The sequence below is a fragment of the Streptomyces sp. NPDC016459 genome, assembly GCF_040632845.1.
Lineage (GTDB): Bacteria > Actinomycetota > Actinomycetes > Streptomycetales > Streptomycetaceae > Streptomyces.
The window spans coordinates 950,431-973,816 of record NZ_JBEYCR010000001.1; the positions used below are offsets into that span (position 1 = coordinate 950,431).

Sequence of the window (23,386 nt, forward strand, 5' to 3'; positions counted from 1 at the left end):
GGTGTCCCCTTCACCTGACCCGTGTGCTCGCTTCCCGGCAGGTCACATGGGTCACCCGTTGCCATAGACTGGCAAACACGAGCGATCACTCGCGTTTCTCAAGAATGCGAGCGACCTCTCGTGTTTGTCAAACGTGTTGAGGAAAGCTGGGGACAGTCATGTCCGAAGACAGGCCCGAGGACCTGCCCGGAGCAGCCTCCGGAGCCGTGTCGGAAGAGACGTCCGGAGACCCGTCCGGAGAGGTGAGGCCGCGCCGCCGCCAGGCGCGCGGCGAGCGCCGCATCGCGCAGCTGCTCCAGGCCGCCGCGAACGTCTTCTGCGCGAACGGCTACACGGCGGCGAGCACCAACGCGATCGCGCGCGAGGCCCATGTCTCGCCCGGCACGCTCTACCAGTACTTCCCGAACAAGGAGGCCATCGCGATCGAGCTCGGCGAGCGCCTCCTGCACGAGATGCGGGAGGCCCACGGCCAGGCCTTCACCCCGGAGAACCTCTCCCTGCCGCTCCCCGAGCTGCTGGACGCCGTGGTCGACCCGATGATCGAGTTCAACTGCCAGAACCCGGCCTTCCTCGCCCTCATGCAGGGCTCCGAGGTGCCCGGCCGAATCGCCGAGGAGCACGACGCCCTGCACGTCTCGCTGCTCGCCCGGGTGCAGGAGGTGCTCGCCCACTACGCGCCCGGCCTGCCCGCCGCGGACCGCGTCCGCGTCGCCGACATGGCCTTCGCCACCTTCAAGGGCGGAGTGGGCCTCGTGCTCGCCGCGCCCGAGGGGCCCGAGCGGGACGCGACGATCGTCGAGCTCAAGACCGTCCTGCTCCGCTATCTGACCCCGGTGACCGAAGGGGCGTACGCGGTGCCGCCGGTCACCACGACTCGGAACCGCTGACGGAGCCCCCGGGCCCGTCGGTGCCTCCCGCGCCCGCGCCCGACTCCCAGAGCCTCCGGCCGACGGCGTAGGCGAGGAGCGCCGCCAGGACGGCGATCGACATGGCGAGGATGAGCGTGGTCCCCGAATGTGACATATCGGGCATCTACCATGGAGTCCGAGGGCGGGCGCGGCACGACTGGAACTCATACCCCCTAGGGGTATAAAGTCGAATCCGTACGGCTCTGAACCCACGAGGAGAACGCGATGACCGCAGAGACGAAGACCGAACTCACCACCGTCTACCAGGTCAAGGGCATGACCTGCGGGCACTGCGAGGGCGCCGTCTCCGGTGAGATCTCCGAGCTGCCCGGCGTCTCCTCCGTCGCGGCCGTCGCCAAGACCGGTGAGGTCACCGTCGTCTCGGCCGCCCCCCTCGACCGCGAGGCCGTGGCCGCCGCCGTGGACGAGGCCGGCTACGAGCTGGTCTGACCGCGCTTCGAACGACACAGGGCAGGGCCGTACCGTTACCTGGGTACGGCCCTGCTCCCCTTGGGAACCACACATGCCCCCCACCACCGTCACCGAGCTGACCATCGGCGGGATGACCTGCGCCTCCTGCGCGGCCCGCGTCGAGAAGAAGCTCAACCGGATGGACGGCGTCACCGCCACCGTCAACTACGCCACGGAGCGGGCGCGCGTCGAACACGCGCCGGACGTCGGCGTCGACGCGCTGATCGCCACCGTCGTGAAGACCGGCTACACCGCCGAGGAACCCCTTCCGCCGGCGGTGGAGGAGGAGGTCCCCGAGGACCCCGAACTCGCCTCCCTCCGGCAGCGGCTCACCGTCACCGCGCTCCTCGCCGCGCCCGTCGTCCTGCTCGCCATGGTTCCGGCGCTCCAGTTCGACAACTGGCAGTGGCTCTCCCTCACCCTCGCCGCGCCCGCCGTCGTCTGGGGCGGGCTGCCCTTCCACCGGGCCGCCGCGACCAACCTCCGGCACGGCGCCGCCACCATGGACACCCTCGTCTCGGTCGGCACCCTCGCCGCCTTCGGCTGGTCCCTGTGGGCCCTCTTCCTGGGCGACGCGGGCATGCCCGGCATGCGGCACGGCTTCGACCTCACCGTCGACCGCTCCGACGGCACCTCCGCGATCTACCTGGAGGTCGCGGCCGGAGTCGTCACCTTCATCCTGCTCGGCCGGTACCTGGAGGCACGGGCCAAACGGAAGGCCGGTGCGGCGCTCCGGGCCCTGATGGACCTCGGCGCCAAGGACGTGGCCGTCCTCAGGGGGACCACGGAGGTACGGATCCCGGTGACCGCGCTGCGGGCCGGCGACCTCTTCGTCGTACGCCCCGGCGAGAAGATCGCCACCGACGGCACCGTCACCGAGGGCGCGTCCGCGGTCGACGCCTCCCTGCTCACCGGCGAGTCACTGCCGCTCGACGTCACCGAGGGCGGCACCGTCACCGGCGGCTGCGTCAACGTCTCCGGCCGGCTGGTCGTCCGGGCCACCCGGGTCGGCGCCGACACCCGGCTCGCCCGGATGACGAAGCTCGTCGAGGACGCCCAGAACGGCAAGGCCGAGGTGCAGCGGCTCGCCGACCGGATCTCCGCCGTCTTCGTCCCCGTGGTGCTCCTCATCGCGCTCGGCACCCTCGTCACCTGGCTGCTCGTCACCGACGACCCGACCGCCTCGTTCACCGCCGCCGTCGCCGTACTGATCATCGCCTGCCCCTGCGCCCTCGGCCTCGCCACCCCGACCGCCCTCCTGGTCGGCACCGGGCGCGGCGCCCAGCTCGGCATCCTCATCAAGGGACCCGAGGTCCTGGAGTCCACCCGCCGGGTCGACACGGTCGTCCTCGACAAGACGGGGACGGTCACCACCGGCCGGATGCGGCTGGCCGGCGTCCGCGTGTACGGGGGGCGGTACGGCACCGACGGCACCGACGAGGTCCGGCTGCTGCGGCTCGCGGGCGCCCTCGAGCACTCCTCCGAGCACCCGGTGGCCCGCGCGGTCGCGGCCGGCGCCGCCGAGCGGTGCGGGGAGCTCCCCGTACCGAAGACCTTCGAGAACGTCCCCGGCCTCGGCGTGCGCGGCTCCGTCGACGGCCACCTGGTCCTCGTCGGCCGCGCCGCGCTGCTCGCGGCGGAGGGCGTCGAGGTCCCGGCGGGCACGCCCGAGCCCGGCGCCGTGCACGTCGCCTGGGACGGGGTGGCCCGGGGCACCCTGACCGTCGCCGACACCGTCAAGGACACCAGCGCCGAGGCGGTCGCCCGGCTGCGCGGCCTGGGGCTGCGGCCCGTGCTGCTCACCGGGGACCACCGGGCGGTGGCGGAGGCCGTGGCGGCCGAGGTCGGCATCGACGAGGTGATCGCGGAGGTGCTGCCCGAGGAGAAGGCCGAGGTGGTCCGGCGGCTCCAGGCGGAGGGCCGGACGGTCGCGATGGTGGGCGACGGCGTGAACGACGCCGCCGCGCTCGCCACGGCGGATCTGGGCCTGGCGATGGGGACGGGTACGGACGCGGCCATCGAGGCGAGCGATCTGACCCTGGTCCGGGGTGATCTGCGGGTCGCGGCGGACGCCATCAGGCTCTCCCGGCGGACCCTCGCGACGATCAGGGGAAACCTGGGCTGGGCCTTCGGCTACAACGTCGCGGCGCTGCCGCTGGCCGCGGCCGGACTGCTCAACCCGATGATCGCGGGCCTGGCCATGGCCCTTTCGTCCGTCTTCGTCGTATCCAACAGCCTGCGGCTGCGCCGGTTCACGTGAATTCACCCACACGTGACGCACAGGACCTTCACAGGGAGACCTAGATCACAGATATTGGGGGGTAACCATCTGGGCTGATCGCGAGTCTAAGTGGGCGATGCCGAGAACGTCTTGGGGGACGTTCGTCGGGAGGTCTTGGGGGACGTCCCGTCAGGCAGGCGTTGGCCGGGGCACGTGCACCGGGGAGCTTGAGCGGCCCTCCCGTACGCGTACCCCGGCAGACCGCGTCGCGCCCGACCCGCGCAGCAGTTGCTGACGCCCGGCAGACGCCCGGCCAGGATCCCGTGGGGGGAATCCGCACCGGGACATGGGAAGCGCCCCGACTACCGACCCGTGGGGGGATCGATAGCGGGGCGCTTCTCGCTCTTCTTTCCAGGAGGGACGCGTCGTCCGTCCGGCGAAGCGACTAGCGGGACTCGACCGGGACGAAGTCGCGCAGGACCTCGCCCGTGTAGATCTGGCGCGGGCGGCCGATGCGGGAGCCGGGCTCCTTGATCATCTCGTGCCACTGGGCGATCCAGCCGGGAAGGCGGCCGAGCGCGAAGAGCACGGTGAACATCTCGGTCGGGAAGCCCATCGCGCGGTAGATCAGACCCGTGTAGAAGTCCACGTTCGGGTACAGGTTGCGCGAGACGAAGTACTCGTCGGAGAGCGCGTGCTCCTCCAGCTTCAGCGCGATGTCGAGCAGCTCGTCGGACTTGCCGAGGGCCGAGAGGACATCGTGCGCCGCCGCCTTGATGATCTTGGCGCGCGGGTCGAAGGACTTGTACACCCGGTGGCCGAAGCCCATCAGGCGGACGCCGTCCTCCTTGTTCTTCACCTTGCGGATGAAGGAGTCGACATCGCCGCCGTTGGCCTTGATGCCCTCCAGCATCTCCAGGACCGACTGGTTGGCGCCGCCGTGCAGCGGGCCCCAGAGGGCCGAGATGCCGGCGGAGATCGAGGCGAACATGTTCGCCTGCGAGGAGCCGACCAGACGCACGGTGGAGGTCGAGCAGTTCTGCTCATGGTCCGCGTGCAGGATGAGCAGCTTGTCGAGCGCCGAGACCACGACCGGGTCCAGCTCGTACTCCTGCGCCGGGACCGAGAAGGTCATGCGCAGGAAGTTCTCGACGTACCCGAGGTCGTTGCGCGGGTAGACGAAGGGGTGACCGATCGACTTCTTGTACGCGTACGCCGCGATCGTCGGCAGCTTCGCCAGCAGCCGGATCGTGGAGAGGTGGCGCTGCTCCTCGTCGAACGGGTTGTGGCTGTCCTGGTAGAACGTCGACAGCGCGGAGACCACCGAGGACAGCATCGCCATCGGGTGGGCGTCCCGCGGGAAGCCGCGGAAGAAGTTCTTGACGTCCTCGTGGACGAGCGTGTGCTGCGTGATCTCGTTCTTGAAGGTCGCCAGCTCGTCGACCTTGGGCAGCTCACCGTTGATCAGCAGGTACGCCACCTCAAGGAAGGTGGAGCGCTCGGCCAGCTGCTCGATGGGGTAGCCGCGGTACCGCAGAATGCCCTGCTCACCGTCGAGGTAGGTGATCGCGGATTTATAGGCGGCGGTGTTGCCGTATCCGCTGTCCAGGGTGACCAGACCGGTCTGGGCTCGGAGTTTCCCGATGTCGAAGCCCTTGTCGCCGACGGTGCTCTCGACCACCGGGTAGGTGTGTTCACCGTCCGCGTACCGCAGTACTACAGAGTTGTCGCTCACGTCATCCCTCACCGACGTAGTGCCTCATATTCGAGGTGCCCTGACTGTCTCTACCATCCCCCATTTGGCTCAGGAGAGTGCACTCGGGGTCGACCATTGGGCCAATCGGCGGCACTCAGTGCCGCCAACCTTCATATCCTGCCCCCTTCGCCCCGGTTCCGGTAGTCCTCCGTGATCTTTCACACGAGGGTGCGACCTGTGAGCCGGAAGGCGAGTCCGGTAAAGCGCCGGCCCGCGGAGACCGTACGGACCGCCTGGGCGATCGCCCGCCGTGAGCCGACCAGGACGACCAGCTTCCGGGCCCGGGTCACCGCCGTGTAGAGCAGGTTCCGCTGCAGCATCATCCAGGCGCTCATGGTGACCGGGATCACCACCGCCGGATACTCGCTGCCCTGCGAGCGGTGGATGGTGACGGCGTACGCGTGCGCCAGCTCGTCCAGCTCGTCGAAGTCGTACGGCACCTCCTCGTCCTCGTCCGTCCGCACGGTCAGCCGCTGCTCGACGAGGTCGAGGGACGTGACGACGCCGACCGTCCCGTTGAAGACCCCGTTGGCCCCCTTCTCGTAGTTGTTCCGGATCTGGGTGACCTTGTCGCCGACCCGGAAGACCCGGCCGCCGAACCGCTTCTCCGGCACGTCCGGGCGGGCCGGCGTGATCGCCTGCTGGAGCAGCCCGTTGAGCGAGCCCGCGCCCGCCGGGCCCCGGTGCATGGGAGCGAGGACCTGGACGTCCCGGCGCGGGTCGAGCCCGAATTTGGCCGGGATCCGGCGGGCCGCGACCTCCACGGCGACCCGCGCCGCGTCCTCGGTCTCCTCCTCCGCGAAGAGGAAGAAGTCCGGCAGCCCCTCGGTCCTGGGCGGGGTCCCGGCGTTGATCCGGTGCGCGTTGATGACGACGCCGGACTCTTGCGCCTGCCGGAAGATCCGGGTCAGACGCACCGCCGGTACGGGGCTGCCCGGCGCGAGGAGATCACCGAGGACCTCGCCCGCGCCCACCGAGGGAAGCTGGTCGACGTCGCCCACGAGCAGCAGATGGGCGCCCGGCGCCACCGCCTTCACCAGCTTGTTCGCCAGGAGCAGGTCGAGCATGGAGGCCTCGTCGACCACCACCAGGTCGGCGTCGAGGGGGCGGTCCCGGTCGTAGGCCGCGTCGCCGCCGGGCCTGAGCTCCAGGAGCCGGTGGACGGTGGAGGCCTCGGCGCCGGTCAGCTCGGCCAGCCGCTTCGCGGCCCGCCCGGTGGGGGCGGCGAGGACGACCCTGGCCTTCTTGGCGCGGGCCAGTTCCACGATGGAGCGGACCGTGAAGGACTTGCCGCAGCCGGGTCCGCCGGTGAGCACGGCGACCTTGCGGGTGAGGGCCAACCGGACGGCCTCCTCCTGCTCGGGCGCCAGCGAGGCCCCGGTCCGGTCCGCGAGCCAGGCGAGGGCCTTGTCCCAGGCCACGTCCCCGAAGGCGGCCATCCGGTCCTCCTCCGCGCCGAGCAGCCGGCGGATCTGCCCCGCGAGCGACAGCTCGGCCCGGTGGAACGGGATCAGGTACACCGCCGTGACGGGCGTCCCCTCGGGGCCCGGCACCACCTCCCGTACGACCCCCTCGGGGTCCTCGGCCAGCTCGGCCAGGCACTCGATGACCAGGCCCGTGTCGACCTGGAGGAGCTTCACGGCGTCCGCGATCAGCCGTTCCTCCGGCAGGAAGCAGTGGCCCTGGTCGCTCGACTGCGACAACGCGTACTGGAGTCCCGCCTTCACCCGGTCCGGGCTGTCGTGCGGGATGCCCACGGCCTGCGCGATGCGGTCGGCGGTGAGGAACCCGATGCCCCAGACGTCGGCGGCGAGCCGGTAGGGCTGGTTCCGCACGACGGAGATCGAGGCGTCCCCGTACTTCTTGTAGATCCGGACCGCGATGGAGGTGGAGACGCCGACCTCCTGGAGGAAGACCATCACCTCCTTGATCGCCTTCTGCTCCTCCCAGGCCGCGGTGATGTTCTTGACGCGCTTGGGGCCGAGACCCGGGACCTCGATCAGGCGCGCGGGAGCCTCTTCGAGGATGTCCAGGGTGTCGAGGCCGAAGTGCGAGGTGATGCGGTCGGCGAAGACGGGACCGATGCCCTTGATGAGACCGGAGCCGAGATAGCGGCGGATGCCCTGGACGGTGGCGGGCAGGACCGTCGTGTAGTTGTCGATGGTGAACTGCTTGCCGTACTGCGGGTGGGAGCCCCAGCGGCCCTCCATCCGCAGCGACTCCCCCGGCTGCGCCCCGAGCAGCGAACCGACGACCGTGAGCAGGTCCCCGGCGCCCCGGCCGGTGTCGACCCGGGCGACCGTGTACCCGCTCTCCTCGTTCGCGTAGGTGATCCGCTCCAGGACCCCTTCGAGCACTGCCGGACCGCGACCCTCGTTGGACATGCACCGACCGTAGCGAAGGCCTCGGACAGCCGGGGGGCCGCCTGTGGAGAACGGTCAGGGCTCCCGCCGCGCCAACTGTCCTCCCCGGCTGTCCGCGACCCGTTTCACGTCGCGCAGGGACCCGGCCAGGCAGCGTGCGAGGTAGCGCAGTTCGCCGCTGGACGCCCGGCGGTCCGCGAGGAGCTCGGCGGCGTGGGCGAGGAGTTCACCCGCCATCCCGAGCTGGAGGGTCTCGATGTCGTCGGCGAGCCTGGCCACCCGGCCCGATCCGTCCGAGAGCAGGTAGCAGGGGCGCCCGTCCTCCCCCGTCCAGGGCAGCAGCCGTCCGGCGTTCACCGCGCCACGCCGGCGGGGAGCGTCGGGAGCGCACCGATGTCCGCTCCCGGCCCGACGATCCGCAAGGCGCGCCGGGCGACCGTCCGCCGCTCGTGGGCGAGCAGGTACGGACGTACCAGGGGGCTGTCCTCGCCGCGCGGAGGAAGGCTCCCGGTGCGGTGCGCGGTCGGCCCGTGGACGTACACGCAGGAGTACGGGTACGTGGGGTGGGGCGGGGCCGGCCGGGAGTGCGCGTCCCACCACCGGAAGGGACGGAGGCACCGGGCGAGTGCCTCCCTCAGTTGTGTGAGGCGAGAGGACATGGGGACCCACTTTCGTCGCTTTGTGTGTCGAATCCCTCACAGCCTGGGGTCGCCGCTGACTACGCTGCCAGGGGTGGAGCCTTGACAGCGCATCGGTCAGGTCGGGGAGTTGAGTGCATGGATCAGCGCCGTAAGCCGCGTACGCCACGCGAGAAGTACGGGGAGGAGTTGAGGCTCCGGCGCGTCGCCGCCGGACTCACGCAGGAGGCGCTGGGTGACCTGGTGGTGTGCTCGCCCACACTGATCAGCCACTTCGAGGCGGGCAGACGGCTCCCGAAGCCGGATGACGCGCGGCGGATCGACCGGGCGCTGGGGACGGACGGGTTCTTCGAGCGCTGGCTTGAGGACCTGGAGTCCAAGTACGCCGACCACTTCGCGGCGGCGGCCGAGCTGGAACCCCAGGCCTCTACGATCGAACAGTTCGCGCTGTCGCTGGTCCCCGGCGTGCTCCAGACTCCTGAGTACGCGCGCGCTCTGTTCCGGGCGTACCGGCCGAACCACACGCCGGAGGAACTTGACGAGGCCGTTGTCATCCGAACAAAGCGTGCCCGCATCCTCGAAGGAGCGGCAAATCCTGTCATCTGGACGCTGCTCGACGAGGCCGTGCTCCGGCGCGAGGTCGGGGGGCGTCAGGTGATGGCTGAACAGCTCTGCAGGATCGTGGACTTGGCCGAGGCCGGACGGATCCGGCTGCACGTGCTGCCGAACAGCGCCGGTGCGCACGCGCTCATGGAGAGCCTGTTGACCCTCATGAGCTTCGAGGACTCCGCCCCCGTGGCCTACGTGGAAGGTTTCCTCACGGGCAATCTGATGGACGATCCGTCCCTGGTGAACGCCAGTCGCACGGCCTACGCTCTGGCTCTGAGCGACGCGCTGTCGCGACAGGAGTCACTGGCCCTCGTGAGGGCAGCAGCAGAGGAATACGCATATGGTCCACAGTGAGCACACCGTTTCCGACGCGTCCGTCCTTACCGGGTGGTACAAGTCCAGCTACAGCGGCGGCGGTCAGGGCGAGTGCCTTGAGGTCGCCCGTGGCCACGCCGGTGTCCCCGTCCGTGACAGCAAGGCTGTGACCGGGCCCGCCGTCGTCTTCTCGGCCCACGGCTGGTCCTCCTTCGTCACCGCCGTCAAGGACGGCCGCTTCCCCGCCTGACCCTCCGCACCCCACATGCCCGGAGGTTCGGGACGGTGTCCGGCCCGGCCTCGACCGCACCCCTGCGGGCTCAGCCGCCGGGATCCCACTCCTTCTGCTCCACGCGGTGATGCTCCACGGGCCGGTCCGTCCCGAGCTTCGCCCAGATCAGGAACCCGCCGAGACCCACCCCGACCAGACCGGCCGGGATCAACACCGCCCACAGCCAATCCGGCACACTCCCCACCCCCTGCCTTCCCGGACGCCGGTGGCGGGCGGGAGGGTTTCCCCCGGCGGGGCGCCCAAGGCGCCGGGGACGCGCCTGTGGCGGCTTCCGGTGCCCCGGGGCTGCGATGTATGACCGATCCGGCGGCCCAGCGGCGCTGGGAAGCCGAGATCGAGGGCCGGCATCGCGCGGCGGGCGTGGTGGATCTGCTCCTCTGCGCCACAGCGGTCCATCACGGACTGACCGTCCTCCACAGGGACAACGACTTCGCCACGGTCGCCCGCGTCCTCAAGGAGGTCGAGCAGCAGGACGTGCGGCACCCGGGTGGGTGACCGCTCACAGGCAGCGCGCCGGTCCCCGTACGCCCACGGCCGCCCGGCCCCGCACGGCCGGGCGGCCTCGCCTCGACCCCTCCGCACCGGGGCCGCGCGGTCTCAGATGGTCAGGAAGCGTTCCAGCGTCTCCTCCAGGACCTCCACGCCGTCGCGGGCCCAGAGTTCGTCGTTGAAGAGCTCCACCTCGACCGGGCCCGTGTAGCCCGCCTTCTCCACCAGGTCCGCCCAGGCGCGCAGGTCGATCGCCCCGTCGCCCAGCTGGCCCCGGCCGTTGAGGACTCCCGCCGGCAGCGGGGTGGTCCAGTCGGCGAGCTGGAAGGAGTGGATCCGGCCCGCCGCGCCCGCGCGTTCCACCGCCGCCGGGGCCCGGTCGTCCCACCACAGGTGGTACGTGTCGACCGTGACGCCCACCTGGGAGGCGGGGAAGCGCTCCGCGATGTCCAGGGCCTGGTCGAGGGTGGAGACCGCGCACCGGTCGGAGGCGTACATCGGGTGGAGCGGTTCGATGGCGAGGCGGACACCCCGCTCCCCCGCGTACGGGGCCAGTTCGCCGATCGCCTCCGCGATGCGGGACCGGGCCGACGGCAGATCGGGGCAGGCGGGGGTGAGGCCGCCGGAGACCAGGACGAGGGTGTCGGTGCCGAGCGTCACCGCCTCGTCGATCGCCGCGCGGTTGTCCTCCTCCCACCCGTCCGCCGTGAAGAAGCCGCCCCGGCAGAGGGTGGTGACCCGGAGCCCGGCGTCCCGGACCAGCGCGGCCGCCGCCTCCACCCCGTACTCCTGGACCGGTGCCCGCCACAGGCCCACGCCCGGGACCCCGAGGCGGCGGCAGTGGGAGACGAGGTCGGGCAGAGTGAGCTGTCTGACCGTCATCTGGTTGACGCTGAATCGGTCGATGTTCACCGCGGCACTCCGTACACCGTGAGGAGGGAACGCATCCGGGCCTCCGCGAGCGCCGGGTCGGGGAACAGGCCGAGTCCGTCGGCGAGTTCGTACGCGCGCGCGAGGTGCGGGAGCGAGCGGGCGGACTGGAGTCCGCCGACCATCGTGAAGTGGTCCTGGTGGCCGGCCAGCCAGGCGAGCAGGACCACGCCCGTCTTGTAGAAGCGGGTCGGGGCCTGGAAGAGGTGCCGGGAGAGGGCGACCGTCGGGTCGAGGGTCGCACGGAAGCCCTCGGCGTCTCCCGTGTCCAGGGTCCTGACGGCCTGCGCCGCCAGCGGGGCCAGCGGGTCGAAGATGCCGAGCAGGGCGTGGCTGAAGCCCTGGTCGTCACCCGCGATCAGCTCCGGGTAATGGAAGTCGTCGCCCGTGTAGCAGCGGACGCCCTCCGGGAGGCGGCGGCGGAGTTCGACCTCGCGCCGGGCGTCGAGGAGGGAGACCTTGATGCCGTCGACCTTGTCGGGGTGCGCGGCGATCACGTCGAGGAAGGTCTCGGTGGCGGTGTCGAGGTCGGCCGAGCCCCAGTAGCCGTCGAGCGCCGGGTCGAACATGGGGCCGAGCCAGTGCAGGATCACCGGTTCGCTCGCCTGGCGCAGGAGGTGTCCGTACAGGTCGAGGTAGTCGTCCGGGCCGGAGGCGGCGGCGGCGAGCGCCCGGGAGGCCATCAGGATGGCCTGAGATCCGGTCTCCTCGACGAGGGCGAGCTGTTCCTCGTACGCCTTGCGGACGGCCGGCAGGTCGGCGGGGCCGGTGAGCTGGTCGGTGCCGACGCCGCAGGCGATCAGGCCGCCGACGCCGCGGGCCTCCGCCGCGCTGCGGCGGATCAGTTCGGCGGCGCCGGCCCAGTCGAGGCCCATGCCGCGCTGGGCGGTGTCCATGGCCTCCGCGACACCGAGGCCGTGGGACCAGAGGTGACGGCGGAAGGCGAGGGTGGCGTCCCAGTCGACGGCCGCAGGGGAGTCAGGGCTCGTGTCGGCGTACGGGTCGGCGACGACGTGGGCGGCGGAGAAGACCGTGCGGGAGACGAGGGGGCCGCCGCCGGACACGGCGAGGGGCTCGGTGCGCGGCGCGTACTCCCGTACGCCGCCGTCGGTCGCGGGCAGGCGGATCACAGGCCGACCTCCGGGACGTCGAGGCGGCGGCCCTCGGCGGCGGACCGCAGGCCCAGCTCGGCGAGCTGGACGCCCCGGGCGCCGGCGAGGAGGTCCCAGTGGTACGGCTCGCCGAGGGTGACGTGCCGCAGGAACAGCTCCCACTGGGCCTTGAAGCCGTTGTCGAACTCGGCGTTGTCGGGGATCTCCTGCCACTGGTCGCGGAAGGACTCGGTGACGGGGATGTCCGGGTTCCAGACGGGCTTCGGGGTGGCCGAGCGGTGCTGGACGCGGCAGCCGCGCAGCCCGGCGACGGCGGAGCCGTGGGTGCCGTCGACCTGGAACTCGACGAGTTCGTCGCGGTTGACGCGCACCGTCCAGGAGGAGTTGATCTGGGCGATGGCGCCGCCCTCCAGCTGGAAGATGCCGTACGCCGCGTCGTCGGCGGTGGCCTCGTACGGCTTGCCCTGCTCGTCCCAGCGGCGCGGGACGTGGGTGGCGACCTGGGCGGTGACGGAGGTGACCCGGCCGAACAGCTCGTGGAGCACGTACTCCCAGTGCGGGAACATGTCGACGACGATGCCGCCGCCGTCCTCCGAGCGGTAGTTCCAGCTGGGGCGCTGGGCGTCCTGCCAGTCGCCCTCGAAGACCCAGTAGCCGAACTCGCCGCGCACGGAGAGGATCTCGCCGAAGAAGCCGCCGTCGATGAGCCGCTTGAGCTTGAGCAGGCCCGGCAGGAACAGCTTGTCCTGGACGACGCCGTGCTTGATGCCCTTGTCGGTGGCGCGGCGGGCGAGGTCGAGGGCGCCCGCGAGGTCGGCGGCGGTGGGCTTCTCGGTGTAGATGTGCTTCCCGGCGTCGATGGCCTTGGTGAGCGCGCCGACGCGGGCGGAGGTGACCTGGGCGTCGAAGTAGATGTCGACGGTGTCGTCGGCGAGGACGGCGTCGAGGTCGGTGGACCACTCGGTGAGGCCGTGGCGCTCGGCGAGGGCGCGCAGGGCGTGTTCGCGGCGGCCGACGAGGACGGGCTCGGGCCAGAGGATCTCGCCGTTGCCGAGGTCGAGACCGCCCTGTTCGCGCAGGGCGAGGATCGAGCGGACGAGGTGCTGGCGGTATCCCATGCGTCCGGTGACGCCGTTCATGGCGATGCGGACTGTCCTACGTGTCACGAAACGTTCCTCTCCCGGTGGCGCCGCGCCCCCCATGGAAAGCGCTTTCTATCGAGGAGGACGCTAGCCTGCCGACATCGCCGCCGACAAGGCCCTGGAGGTACGCACTCGATGACCGTCACCTTGGCGGACGTGGCCGCCCGCGCGCGGGTCTCCCCCGCGACCGTCTCCCGCGTCCTCAACGGCAACTACCCGGTCGCCGAGTCCACCCGCGAACGGGTCCTGCGGGCGGTGGACGAGCTGGACTACGTCCTCAACGGCCCCGCGAGCTCGCTGGCCGCCGCCACCTCCGACCTGGTCGGCGTCCTCGTCAACGACATCGCCGACCCCTTCTTCGGGATCATGGCGAGCGCGGCGCAGAGCGCGATCGGGGAGGGCGCGTCGGGGCGGGGCGGCGGCGAGAAGCTCGCCGTCGTCTGCAACACCGGCGGCTCCCCCGCCCGCGAGCTGACCTACCTCACCCTGCTCCAGCGGCAACGGGCCGCGGCCGTGATCCTCATGGGCGGCTCCCTGGAGGACCCCGGGCACCTGGCGGCGACGGCGGGCAAGCTCGCCAAGCTGGCGGAGGCGGGGACCCGGGTCGTGCTGTGCGGGCGGCCGCCGGTGCCGGGCGACGCGAACGCGGCCGTGCTCGCCTTCGACAACAGGACCGGCGCGCTGCGCCTCACCGAGCACCTGCTCGGGCTCGGCCACCGGCGCATCGGCTACGCGGCCGGACCGGCCGACCGGACCACCACCCGGCACCGCCTGGAAGGGCACCGGGCGGCGCTCGCGGAGGCGGGCGTCACGGAGGGCCCGACGGTCCACGGGGCGTACGACCGGCAGGCCGGCTACGAGGCCACGGCCCGGCTCCTCGCCCTCGACCCCGACCTGACGGCGGTCGTCGCCGCCAACGACACCGTCGCGCTCGGTGTCTGCGCGGCCCTGCGGGAGCGGGGTCTGGACATCCCGGGCGACGTGTCCGTGGCGGGCTTCGACGACCTGCCGTTCTCGGTGGACGCGGTCCCGGCCCTGACGACCGTACGCCTCCCGCTCCACGAGGCCGGGGTCCGCGCGGGCCGCCTGGCGATGGGCACGGAGGAGCCTCCGGCGGACGGCCTGGAGACGGTCCCGGCGGAACTGGTTGTACGGGCGTCGACGGGGCGGCCACGGGGGTAGTCGACCGCGCCCGGGGGGCACTTCCCGGCCCCGGGCGGGCAGCGCTCGGGGCACTTCCCGGTCCCGGGCGGGCCCGCCTCCGGGGATAGTCGGTCGCGACACAAGTGCACCTCCCGGCCCCGGGCGGGCCCGCCTCCGGGGGTAGGGGGTCGCGGCACAAGAGCACCTCCCGGCCCCGGGCGGGCCGGGTCGCGGCACAAGAACACCTCCGGGTCCCGGGCGGGCCCGCCTCCGGGGGCAGAGGGTCGCGGCACATGAACACCTCCGGTCCCGGGCGGGCCCCGGACCCTGGACAGGCGGTCGCGGTCGGAGGGCCCGGCCCGGCCCGGGGCGGGCCGGCCTTCGGCTGGAGGACCTTTCCCCGCCCCCGGGCGGGCCCGGACCTTGGCGATTCCCGGGCCGCCCGACCTGGTGCCCTGTGGCGGACGGGCCGCCCGGCCCGGTGCCATGTGGCGGACCGCGGCGGCGCGGCGCGTGGGGATTCGGCGGGGGGTTCGTACGCTCCAGGGACTCCGGCCCGGGATCGCCGCCGTGGGCGATTCGTGCGCGGGTCCTTGACCTGGCAGTTACTTTCGGGCTATCCGTGACTCTTGGAAGTTTCCTTCAACCTCGCACGGCCGGAAGGAGCATCAGTGCACCACCGCGCCCCCGCCCCCTCGCGACGCACCCTCCTCACGGTGACCGCCGCAGCCGCCGCCGCGGCCGTCACCGGAGTGAGCACGCCCGCCCATGCCGACCAGGACCACAGGCTCCGGCGGATCATCGACCGCATGTCCCTTGAGGAGAAGGTCGGCCAGCTCTTCGTGATGCGGGTGTACGGGCACTCCGCGACCGCCCCGGACCAGGCCGACATCGACGCCAACCTCCAGGAGATCGGCGTCCGTACGGCCGCCGAGCTGGTCGAGCGCTACCACGTCGGCGGGGTCATCTACTTCACCTGGGCCCACAACACCCGCGACCCGCAGCAGATCGCCGAGCTGTCCAACGGCATCCAGCAGGCGGCGCTCGCGCAGCCCACCCCGGTCCCGGTGCTCATCTCCACCGACCAGGAGCACGGCATCGTGTGCAGGGTGGGCGAACCCGCCACCCTGGTGCCCGGGGCGATGGCCCTCGGCGCGGGCGGCTCGCACGCGGACGCCCGTAAGGCCGCGCAGATCGCGGGCGCCGAACTCGCGGCCGTCGGCATCCGGCAGAACTACGCCCCGGTCGCCGACGTCAACGTCAACCCGGCCAACCCGGTCATCGGCGTCCGCTCCTTCGGCTCCGACCCGGCGGCGGTCGCGGGCCTGGTCGCCGCGCAGGTCAAGGGGTACCAGCGGGCCGGGGTCGCGGCCACCTCCAAGCACTTCCCGGGGCACGGGGACACCGCGGTCGACAGTCACTACGGGCTGCCGACGATCACTCACACCCGGGCGCAGTGGGCGGAGCTGGACGCCCCGCCCTTCCGGTCGGCGGTCGCCGCCGGGATCGACTCGATCATGACCGCGCACATCGTGGTCCCTGCGCTCGACCCCAGCGAGGACCCGGCGACCCTCTCCCGGCCCATCCTCACCGGCATCCTGCGCGAACAGCTCGGCTACGACGGGGTGGTGGTCACCGACTCGCTGGCCATGGAGGGGGTGCGCACCAAGTACGGGGACGACCGCGTCCCGGTCCTCGCGCTGAAGGCCGGCGTGGACCAGCTGCTCAACCCGCCGAAGCTGGACGTGGCGTGGAACGCGGTCCTGAAGGCGGTCAGGGACGGCGAACTGACGGAGGACCGGCTCGACGAATCGATCCTGCGGATCCTGCGGCTGAAGTCGAAGCTCGGCCTCTTCCGGAACGCGTACGTGTCCCGGGCCGGTGTGGAGCGGGTGGTCGGCACCGCCGCCCACCTCGCGCAGGCCGACCGGATCGCCGAGACCACCACGACGCTGCTCGTCAACGAGGGCGAGTTCCTGCCGCTGAGCCCGACCTCGCACGGCTCGGTCCTCGTCGTCGGCGCCGATCCCGCCTCGCCGTCCGGGACCACGGGACCGCCCACCACGACCCTGGCGACGGCGCTGGGGGAGCTCGGGTTCACGGCCACCGCGATCTCCACCGGGATCACCCCGACGGCGGCGAGGATCGAGGAGGCGGTGGCGGCGGCCGCGGGCAAGGACGTGGTCGTCGTCGGCACGTACAACGTCACCGCGAGCAGCCCGCAGCGCACCCTGGTGGCGCGGCTGGTGGCGACCGGGGTGCCCGTCGTGACGATCGCGATCCGCAACCCGTACGACGTCGCCCGGATCGCCGGCCAGCGGGCGACGCTCGCCGCCTACTCCTGGACCGATGTCGAACTCCGGGCCGCCGTAAGGGTCCTGGCGGGCCGGGCCCGGCCGAGGGGCCGCCTGCCGGTGCCCGTGCAGAGTGCGGACGACCCGGCGAAGGTGCTCTACCCGGTCGGGCACGGTCTGTCGTACCGCTGAGGTCGGTCGTACCGCCGACGGACGAGGGGGGTGTGCCCGGTCCGGGCACACCCCCCTCACCGTACGGGGAGGGTTACGGCCGCACGCCGTGCTCCCGCGTCACGTCCTCGTCGACCGGCTTGTCGAGGCGGGCGTCGAAGCGGGCCAGCGGCTGCGCCGCCCGGACGGCCGGGGCGGGGACACCGGCCCAGGCCAGGATGCGGGCGGTGGCGTGCTCGCGCTCGGCGTCGGCGAGCCCGGCGACGTTCGCGCCGTGGTTCGCGCCCGGCGCGGTGTAGACGTAGCTGTCGCGGGCGCCCCTGCCGAGGCGGAACGGTTCGGCGCTCCACGGGTCGTTCTGGCCGTTGACGAAGAGCATCCGGGTCGCGTTCTTGCGGACCCAGTCGTCGACGTCCCGCATGACGTGCGGCTGGAACCTCATCGGGATCGAGCTCGGCACGAAGTTGCGGGCCGGCTGGTAGCCGTAGCGGCTGAGACCCGCGAGGTGCGGCTGCTTGATGGAGGGCGAGCCGAGCTGGGTCGCCGCCTGGTAGTAGTACGGCGTGTAGTACTCCAGGCCCTGGTCGGTGTAGGCGGACCAGCCGGAGTAGGCGTCGATCGTCTCGTAGACGGTGTCGTCGCTCGCGGTCCTCGCGTCCGGGATCTGGTCGCAGACGTCCTCGCCGTAGTACTGCCAGAAGCCCCACACGAAGTCGAGGACAACGGCCTCGTAGGCCTTGTCCAGCGTGCCGATGGTGTTGAAGGTGGCGCCCTCGGTCTCGGCCCACTCCTTGTACTTCTTCTGCAGCGGCTCACGGCGGACGAGGGCCTCGCGCTGCATGCCGTTCAGGCGGTCGCGGCACTCCTTGGTGCCGACGCCGGCGAAGAACCGGTCGTAGGCCGAGTCCTCGTTGTTCACCACGTCGTTCGGGGCGACGTACGCGACGACGCCGTCCATGTCACGCGGGTAGAAGCGCTCGTAGTAGGTGGCGGTCATGCCGCCCTTCGAGCCGCCGGTGGACAGCCACTTCTTGCCGTAGACCTTCTTCAGGGCGGTGAAGATCCGGTGCTGGTCGCTTGCCGCCTGCCAGATGTCGAGCTTGGACCAGTCGGCGGGCTGCGGGCGGGACGGCGTGAAGAACCGATACTCCATGGAAATCTGGTTGCCGTCGACGATCCGCGTCGGTTCGGCGCGGCTCGGGGTGGTGCTCAGGCCGTAGCCACTGGTGCGGAAGACGGTGGGGCGGTCCGTGTCCTTGTGGAGGACGGAGATCCGCTGCTGGAACGTGCCCGCCCACGGGCGTCGGTGGTCGATCGGCTGCTCGTAGTTCAGGACGAGGAAGCGGTAGCCGGCGTACGGCTTCTCCTCGATCAGGCTCATCCCGGGGATCGCCAGGATGCGGTCCTTGATGTCCGTGCTCTGCGAGTCGGCGACGGACGTGGTGCGGTCGGCCTCCGTGTCCGCGGCGGTGGCCACGCCCGTGGAGCCGACGGTGCCTATGAGCACCGAGAGCGACACCAGCCATCTGAGCGACTTGCGCATTCGTCCTCCCCTTGGTTCACAACGGTGTCGCGAACCTAGCGGGGGCAACGTGCGGACCGCCAGACCCAGTTGGTCCTTACCCTTGGACATTCCTGTACATCAGCACAGGATCCAGCCCGTGGACGCGCCCCGCCCGGCCACCGAGCCGGTCGCGCGGACGCAGCGGTTGAGCGCGTGGACGGTGACGGGGCCGGCCTGCCGGTCGAACCGTCCGGCGCGGACGGCGGGGCGGGCGCCGCGCGGCTGGAGCGAGACGGCCATCGGCCTGCGCGCGCCGGGCCGCTTGGCGACGGTGACGGCGCAGACGTAGTGGCGGGTCTTGTAGAGGCGCAGCTCGCCGGTGGTGAAGACGAGGGTCCTGGCGGGCCGGCCGTGGCAGACGGAGGCGGCGTCGGCGGGCGGGGCCCCGGGGCCGATGCCGGGGACCAGGAGCAGGGCGAGGGCGCCGAGGAACGGCCCGAGGACACGGACGAGCAGTCGTCGGCCCCGTCGTGCGGGCATCGTGTCCGTGGGCATACGGTCCCCTTCCGGATGGATCGACGTACGGGCGTACGACGCACCCACTCCCGGAACGGTTGCCTCCGGCTCTGCTCGTGCCCGCCCGGTGGCCGCCGCTCCCCCCGGGCCCCCGCCTCAGACGCGCTCCGGCTCCGCCTCTCCGATGAACGTGCTCCACAGCGACGCGTACCGGCCGCCCAGGGCGAGCAGTTCCTCGTGCGTGCCGTCCTCCGCCACCCGGCCGTGGTCCATGACGACCACCCGGTCCGCGCGGGCCGCCGTGGTCAGGCGGTGGGCGACGACCAGGGTGGTGCGGCGGCCGGCGAGACGGTCGGTGGCCTGGTTGACCTGGGCCTCGGAGGCCAGGTCGAGGGCCGCCGTGGCCTCGTCGAGGAGCAGGACGTCCGGGTCGACGAGCTCGGCGCGGGCGAGGGCGATGAGCTGGCGCTGCCCGGCGGAGAGGTTCCGGCCCCGCTCGGCCACCTCGTGGAGGTAGCCGCCCTCCAGGGTCGCGATCATGTCGTGGGCGCCGACCGCGCGGGCCGCCGCCTCCACCTCGGCGTCGGTCGCCCCGGGACGCCCGTACGCGATGGCGTCCCGGACCGTCCCCGCGAAGAGGTACGCCTCCTGCGGGACGACGCCGAGGCGGTGCCGGTACGCGGTGAGGTCGAGGTGCCGCAGGTCGGTGCCGTCGACGGTGACCCGGCCGCCCGTCGGGTCGTAGAACCGGGCGACCAGCTTGACCAGGGTGGACTTGCCCGCACCGGTCTCGCCGACGAAGGCGACCGTCTGCCCGGCCGGGATGCGCAGGTCGATGCCGGTGAGCGCGGTCTCCTCCTTCGCGGCGCCGTCCTCTCCCCCGTACGCGAAGGAGACGTCCTCGAAGGCGATCTCGCCGCGCAGCGAGCGCACGTCGAGGGGCGCGTCGGCGGCGGCCGTCGACGTCGGCTCCTGGAGGAGTTCCTGCATCCTCTTCAGCGAGACGGCGGCCTGCTGGTAGCCGTCGAAGACCTGGGAGAGCTGCTGCACGGGAGCGAAGAACAGGTCGATGTAGAGGAGGTAGGCGACGAGCGCGCCGGTGGTGAGCGTGCCCGCCTCGATCCGGTTCGCCCCGACGATCAGGACGGCGGCGGCCGCGGCCGACGACAGCAGCGTCACGAACGGGAAGTAGATCGAGATCAGCCACTGGCCCCGGACGCGCGCCTGCCGGTAGGAGTCGCTGCGCTCGGCGAACCGGGCCGCGCCCGACCGCTCGCGGCGGAAGGCCTGCACGATCCGCAGACCGGAGACCGACTCCTGGAGGTCGCCGTTGACGACGCTGATCCGCTCGCGCGCCAGCTCGTACGCCTTCACGCTGGAGCGGCGGAAGAAGTAGGTGGCGACGGCGAGGACGGGCAGGGTAGCGAAGACGACGAGGGCGAGGTGGAGGTCGAGCACGAGCAGCGCGACCATGATCCCGAAGAAGGTCACGACGGAGACGAAGGCGGTGACGAGACCCGTCTGGAGGAAGGTGGACAGGGCGTCCACGTCCGTGGTCATCCGGGTCATGATCCGGCCGGTGAGCTCGCGCTCGTAGTAGTCGAGGCCGAGCCGCTGGAGCTGGGAGAAGATCTTCAGGCGCAGCGCGTAGAGGACCCGCTCGCCGGTGCGGCCGGTCATCCGCGTCTCGGCGGTCTGCGCCACCCACTGCACGAGGACGGCGACCAGGGCGAGCGCGGAGGCCGCCCAGACGGCGCCGACCGCGAGCCGGTTCACGCCCTCGTCGATCCCGTGCCGGATGAGGATGGGCAGCAGCAGGCCCATGCCGGCGTCGACGGCGACGAGTCCGAGGCTGATGAGCAGCGGGACGCCGAAGCCGCGCAGGAGCCGGCGCAGGCCGTACGTGTCCTCGGGGGACACCGCGCGGGCCTCGTCGATGTCGGGGGTGTCGACGGCGGGCGGGAGGGCCTCGACGGCGGCGAGCAGTTCGGGGGTGGCCCCGGGCGCGGGGCTCTCCCGGTCGGCGGCCTCGTCCCGTACCCACAGGGTCGGGGTGATGCCCCGCTCCGCGTCGAACTCCGCGTCGAGCTCGGCCCGCAGGGTGCGGTCCTCGGGGACGTCGGGCGGGGTGATGTGCCCGGGTGAGACGGCGCCCAGTTCGTCGGGGTCGGTGAGGAGGCGGCGGAAGAGCGGGGAGCGCTCCTCCAGTTCCGCGTAGGTGCCGATGTCGGCGAGCCGGCCGTCCTCCAGGACGGCGATGCGGTCGGCGAGGTTGAGGGTGGAGCGGCGGTGGGCGATGAGCAGGGTCGTGCGGCCCGCCATCACCGACTTCAGGGCCTCGTGGATCTCGTGCTCGACCTTGGCGTCGACGGCGGACGTGGCGTCGTCGAGGAGCAGGAGCCGGGGGTCGGTGAGGATCGCGCGGGCGAGCGCGACGCGCTGGCGCTGGCCGCCGGAGAGGGTGAGGCCGTGCTCGCCGACCTTGGTGTCGTACCCGTCGGGCAGCTCGGCGATGAACCGGTCGGCCTGGGCGGCGCGGGCGGCGGTCTCGATCTGCTCCTGGGTGGCCTCCGGGAGGCCGTACGCGATGTTGGCGCGGACGGTGTCGGAGAAGAGGAAGGAGTCCTCGGGGACGAGGCCGATGGCGGCCCGCAGGGAGTCGAGGGTGAGTTCGCGGACGTCGTGGCCGCCGACGAGGACGGCGCCGTGGGAGACGTCGTAGAAGCGGGGCAGGAGGAGGGAGACGGTGGACTTGCCGGAGCCGGAGGCGCCGACGACGGCGACGGTCTCGCCGGGGCGGATGTCCATGGAGAAGCCGTCGAGGACGGGGGTGCCGTCGTCGTACGCGAAGGACACGTCGTCGAACTCGACGGTGGCGGGGGCGTCGGCGGGGAGTTCCCTGGTGCCGTCCTTGATGACCGGCTCGGTGTCGATGAGGTCGAGGACCCGGTCGACGCCCGCGCGGGCCTGCTGGCCGACGGTGAGGACCATGGCGAGCATCCGGACCGGGCCGACGAGGGAGGCCAGGTAGGCGGAGAAGGCGACGAAGGTGCCGAGGGTGATCTCGCCGCGGTAGGCGAGCCAGCCGCCGAGGGCGAGGACGGCGACCTGGCCGAGGGCGGGGACGGCCTGGAGGGCCGGGGTGTACCGGGAGTTCAGCCGGATCGTCCGCAGCCGGCCGGCGAACAGCTTCCGCCCGGCCTCGCGGATCTTGCCGGTCTCCTGGTCCTCCTGGCCGAAGCCCTTGACGACCCGGACGCCGGTCACGGCCCCGTCGACGACGCCGGCGACGACGCCGGCCTGCTGCTGCGCGTGCCATGTGGCGGGGTGGAGACGGGTGCGGCTGCGCTTGGCGATGAACCAGAGGGCGGGGGCGACGGCGAGGGCGACGAGGGTCAGGGGGATCGAGAGCCAGGCCATGACGGCCAGGGAGATGACGAAGAGCAGCACGTTCCCGATGGTCATCGGGAGCATGAAGAGGAGACCCTGGATGAGTTGCAGGTCGCTGGTGGCCCGCCCGACGACCTGCCCGGTGGACAGCTCGTCCTGCCGCCGCCCGTCGAGCCGGGTGACCGTGGCGTACATGTCGGTACGCAGATCGTGCTGGACGTCGAGGGCGAGGCGTCCGCCGTAGTAGCGGCGGACGTAGGTGAGGGCGTAGACGATGACGGCCGCGCCGATGAGGAAACCGGTCCAGACGCCGAGGTCGCGGGTCTTCGTCCCGATGACGTCGTCGATGATCACCTTGGTGACGAGCGGTACGAGGGCGAGCACGGCCATCCCGAGCAGGGAGGACCCGAGCGCGAGGACCACGTTCGCCTTGTACCGCCAGGCGTAGCCGGTGAGCCTCCGAGCCCAGCCCTGCTGCTGTTCCGCCGTCTGTTTCTGCCCCACCGCCGCCACGAATGGCCTCCCGTCCGTCCTGCTCTACCGGAAGGCCCAACACGGCCGACGTGCGATTTCATCCCCCCGCAACAAAGACCGGGCTTTGGTCCTAGGACCTCACGGGGAAGTCGCCGGATGCCCGCCGTCCGCTCGCGGTGGCGGGGCCCGTCCTGGGTAGGGATCTCTGGCCGACGAGGGAAGGGGAGGTCCGTGACACGGGTCGAGGACGGGAGGCCGTACGCGTGGGGGCGGTTGTACGCGGCGTTGCGGACGCTGAGGGGGCTCGCGGTGGCCGGGAGGGTCGCGTCGGTGCCGGCGGCGGAGGTGCGGCAGACGGCGGGCAACCCGCGGAACATCACCCGGGCCCTGCTGAGGAACGTGGGACTCCAGCTGTTCGCGGCCCGCGAGAGGGGCGGAACCCACGCCGGGGCCGCCGCGGTGGTCTTCGCCGACATCGCGACGCTGGTCCCCCCGGAGCGCATGCCCCTGGGGACGCTCTCGCGGGCCGAGGCGGAGGAGTTCCGGCAGGGGTACGAGGCACAGATCGCCGGCTACCGGAAGGAGTGGGAGGGGTTCTTCGACTGAGCTGGTGGCACGGCACCCGGCCCGCCCGGCGGCGGCGGCCGG

Annotated in this window: 20 protein-coding genes and 1 pseudogene; 9 read left to right on the plus strand and 12 right to left on the minus strand. The window is 72.0% G+C overall.

Going from position 1 to position 23,386, the window contains the following annotated elements:
• The first annotated feature begins 158 nt into the window (after positions 1-158).
• The gene (locus ABZ567_RS04305; protein ID WP_360784531.1) at positions 159-887 is read left to right on the plus strand and encodes a TetR/AcrR family transcriptional regulator; all 729 of its coding nucleotides are present in this window, start codon (positions 159-161) and stop codon (positions 885-887) included.
• On the opposite strand, the gene ABZ567_RS04310 is transcribed toward ABZ567_RS04305, so the two are convergent.
• The gene (locus ABZ567_RS04310) at positions 865-1,023 is read right to left on the minus strand and encodes a hypothetical protein (protein ID WP_360784534.1); all 159 of its coding nucleotides are present in this window, start codon (positions 1,021-1,023) and stop codon (positions 865-867) included. The genes ABZ567_RS04305 and ABZ567_RS04310 overlap by 23 nt on opposite strands.
• Positions 1,024-1,133: 110 nt before the next feature.
• Here ABZ567_RS04310 and ABZ567_RS04315 point away from each other — a divergent pair, with 110 nt between their 5' ends.
• Both ABZ567_RS04315 and ABZ567_RS04320 read left to right on the plus strand, forming a co-directional pair.
• Positions 1,134-1,358: a cation transporter gene (locus tag ABZ567_RS04315; RefSeq protein ID WP_360784537.1), complete on the plus strand. Its 225-nt coding sequence runs from the start codon at positions 1,134-1,136 to the stop codon at positions 1,356-1,358.
• 73 nt (positions 1,359-1,431) lie between these two features.
• The gene (locus ABZ567_RS04320) at positions 1,432-3,639 is read left to right on the plus strand and encodes a heavy metal translocating P-type ATPase (protein WP_360784539.1); all 2,208 of its coding nucleotides are present in this window, start codon (positions 1,432-1,434) and stop codon (positions 3,637-3,639) included.
• Positions 3,640-4,045: 406 nt separating this feature from the next.
• Here ABZ567_RS04320 and ABZ567_RS04325 read toward each other — a convergent pair whose 3' ends face one another.
• The 4 genes from ABZ567_RS04325 to ABZ567_RS04340 all read right to left on the minus strand — a co-directional run bounded on the left by ABZ567_RS04325 (position 4,046) and on the right by ABZ567_RS04340 (position 8,378).
• On the minus strand, positions 4,046-5,335 hold the full coding sequence (locus ABZ567_RS04325) for a citrate synthase (RefSeq protein WP_360784542.1): 1,290 nt from the start codon (positions 5,333-5,335) through the stop codon (positions 4,046-4,048).
• Positions 5,336-5,514: 179 nt separating this feature from the next.
• Complete coding sequence (locus ABZ567_RS04330) at positions 5,515-7,740, minus strand: ATP-dependent RecD-like DNA helicase (protein WP_360784545.1); 2,226 nt, start codon at positions 7,738-7,740, stop codon at positions 5,515-5,517.
• A gap of 54 nt (positions 7,741-7,794) precedes the next feature.
• Positions 7,795-8,076 (minus strand): hypothetical protein, encoded by a 282-nt coding sequence (locus ABZ567_RS04335; RefSeq protein ID WP_360784548.1) that lies wholly within the window; start codon positions 8,074-8,076, stop codon positions 7,795-7,797.
• The gene (locus ABZ567_RS04340; RefSeq protein ID WP_360784551.1) at positions 8,073-8,378 is read right to left on the minus strand and encodes a hypothetical protein; all 306 of its coding nucleotides are present in this window, start codon (positions 8,376-8,378) and stop codon (positions 8,073-8,075) included. The genes ABZ567_RS04335 and ABZ567_RS04340 overlap by 4 nt, the downstream gene beginning before the upstream one ends.
• A gap of 117 nt (positions 8,379-8,495) precedes the next feature.
• Between ABZ567_RS04340 and ABZ567_RS04345 the strand changes: the two genes are divergently transcribed.
• Together ABZ567_RS04345 and ABZ567_RS04350 are read left to right on the plus strand one after the other, a co-directional pair.
• Positions 8,496-9,320, plus strand: coding sequence for a helix-turn-helix transcriptional regulator (locus tag ABZ567_RS04345; protein ID WP_360784554.1), 825 nt, complete (start codon positions 8,496-8,498; stop codon positions 9,318-9,320).
• The gene (locus ABZ567_RS04350) at positions 9,307-9,531 is read left to right on the plus strand and encodes a DUF397 domain-containing protein (RefSeq protein WP_360784557.1); all 225 of its coding nucleotides are present in this window, start codon (positions 9,307-9,309) and stop codon (positions 9,529-9,531) included. The genes ABZ567_RS04345 and ABZ567_RS04350 overlap by 14 nt, the downstream gene beginning before the upstream one ends.
• 70 nt (positions 9,532-9,601) lie before the next feature.
• Here ABZ567_RS04350 and ABZ567_RS04355 read toward each other — a convergent pair whose 3' ends face one another.
• On the minus strand, positions 9,602-9,748 hold the full coding sequence (locus ABZ567_RS04355; RefSeq protein WP_360784560.1) for a hypothetical protein: 147 nt from the start codon (positions 9,746-9,748) through the stop codon (positions 9,602-9,604).
• A gap of 161 nt (positions 9,749-9,909) precedes the next feature.
• Here ABZ567_RS04355 and ABZ567_RS04360 point away from each other — a divergent pair.
• A pseudogene (locus tag ABZ567_RS04360) lies at positions 9,910-10,068 on the plus strand (PIN domain-containing protein); the annotation flags it as partial.
• 102 nt (positions 10,069-10,170) lie between these two features.
• Here ABZ567_RS04360 and ABZ567_RS04365 read toward each other — a convergent pair.
• The 3 genes from ABZ567_RS04365 to ABZ567_RS04375 are packed head-to-tail and all read right to left on the minus strand — an operon-like array spanning position 10,171 to position 13,270.
• Positions 10,171-10,974: a sugar phosphate isomerase/epimerase family protein gene (locus ABZ567_RS04365; protein ID WP_360784563.1), complete on the minus strand. Its 804-nt coding sequence runs from the start codon at positions 10,972-10,974 to the stop codon at positions 10,171-10,173.
• Entirely contained in the window at positions 10,971-12,122 is a 1,152-nt protein-coding gene (locus tag ABZ567_RS04370; RefSeq protein ID WP_360784565.1) for a dihydrodipicolinate synthase family protein, read from the minus strand. The genes ABZ567_RS04365 and ABZ567_RS04370 overlap by 4 nt, the downstream gene beginning before the upstream one ends.
• Entirely contained in the window at positions 12,119-13,270 is a 1,152-nt protein-coding gene (locus tag ABZ567_RS04375) for a Gfo/Idh/MocA family oxidoreductase (RefSeq protein WP_360784568.1), read from the minus strand. Before ABZ567_RS04375 ends, ABZ567_RS04370 begins: the two co-directional genes overlap by 4 nt.
• A gap of 111 nt (positions 13,271-13,381) precedes the next feature.
• Here ABZ567_RS04375 and ABZ567_RS04380 point away from each other — a divergent pair, with 111 nt between their 5' ends.
• Positions 13,382-14,428, plus strand: a complete 1,047-nt coding sequence (locus ABZ567_RS04380; RefSeq protein ID WP_360784571.1) for a LacI family DNA-binding transcriptional regulator — start codon at positions 13,382-13,384, stop codon at positions 14,426-14,428.
• Positions 14,429-15,060: 632 nt separating this feature from the next.
• Positions 15,061-16,875, plus strand: coding sequence for a glycoside hydrolase family 3 protein (locus ABZ567_RS04385; RefSeq protein WP_360784574.1), 1,815 nt, complete (start codon positions 15,061-15,063; stop codon positions 16,873-16,875).
• Between the two features lie 73 nt (positions 16,876-16,948).
• On the opposite strand, the gene ABZ567_RS04390 is transcribed toward ABZ567_RS04385, so the two are convergent.
• From ABZ567_RS04390 to ABZ567_RS04400, 3 genes are all read right to left on the minus strand, one after another.
• On the minus strand, positions 16,949-18,397 hold the full coding sequence (locus tag ABZ567_RS04390; protein ID WP_360784577.1) for an aminopeptidase: 1,449 nt from the start codon (positions 18,395-18,397) through the stop codon (positions 16,949-16,951).
• A 99-nt stretch (positions 18,398-18,496) separates the two neighbouring features.
• On the minus strand, positions 18,497-18,898 hold the full coding sequence (locus ABZ567_RS04395; RefSeq protein WP_360785043.1) for a hypothetical protein: 402 nt from the start codon (positions 18,896-18,898) through the stop codon (positions 18,497-18,499).
• A gap of 132 nt (positions 18,899-19,030) precedes the next feature.
• The gene (locus tag ABZ567_RS04400; RefSeq protein ID WP_360784579.1) at positions 19,031-22,777 is read right to left on the minus strand and encodes an ABC transporter ATP-binding protein; all 3,747 of its coding nucleotides are present in this window, start codon (positions 22,775-22,777) and stop codon (positions 19,031-19,033) included.
• A gap of 192 nt (positions 22,778-22,969) precedes the next feature.
• On the opposite strand from ABZ567_RS04400, the gene ABZ567_RS04405 reads away from it, so the two are divergent.
• Positions 22,970-23,344 (plus strand): hypothetical protein, encoded by a 375-nt coding sequence (locus tag ABZ567_RS04405; RefSeq protein WP_360784581.1) that lies wholly within the window; start codon positions 22,970-22,972, stop codon positions 23,342-23,344.
• The last annotated feature ends 42 nt before the right edge of the window (positions 23,345-23,386 follow it).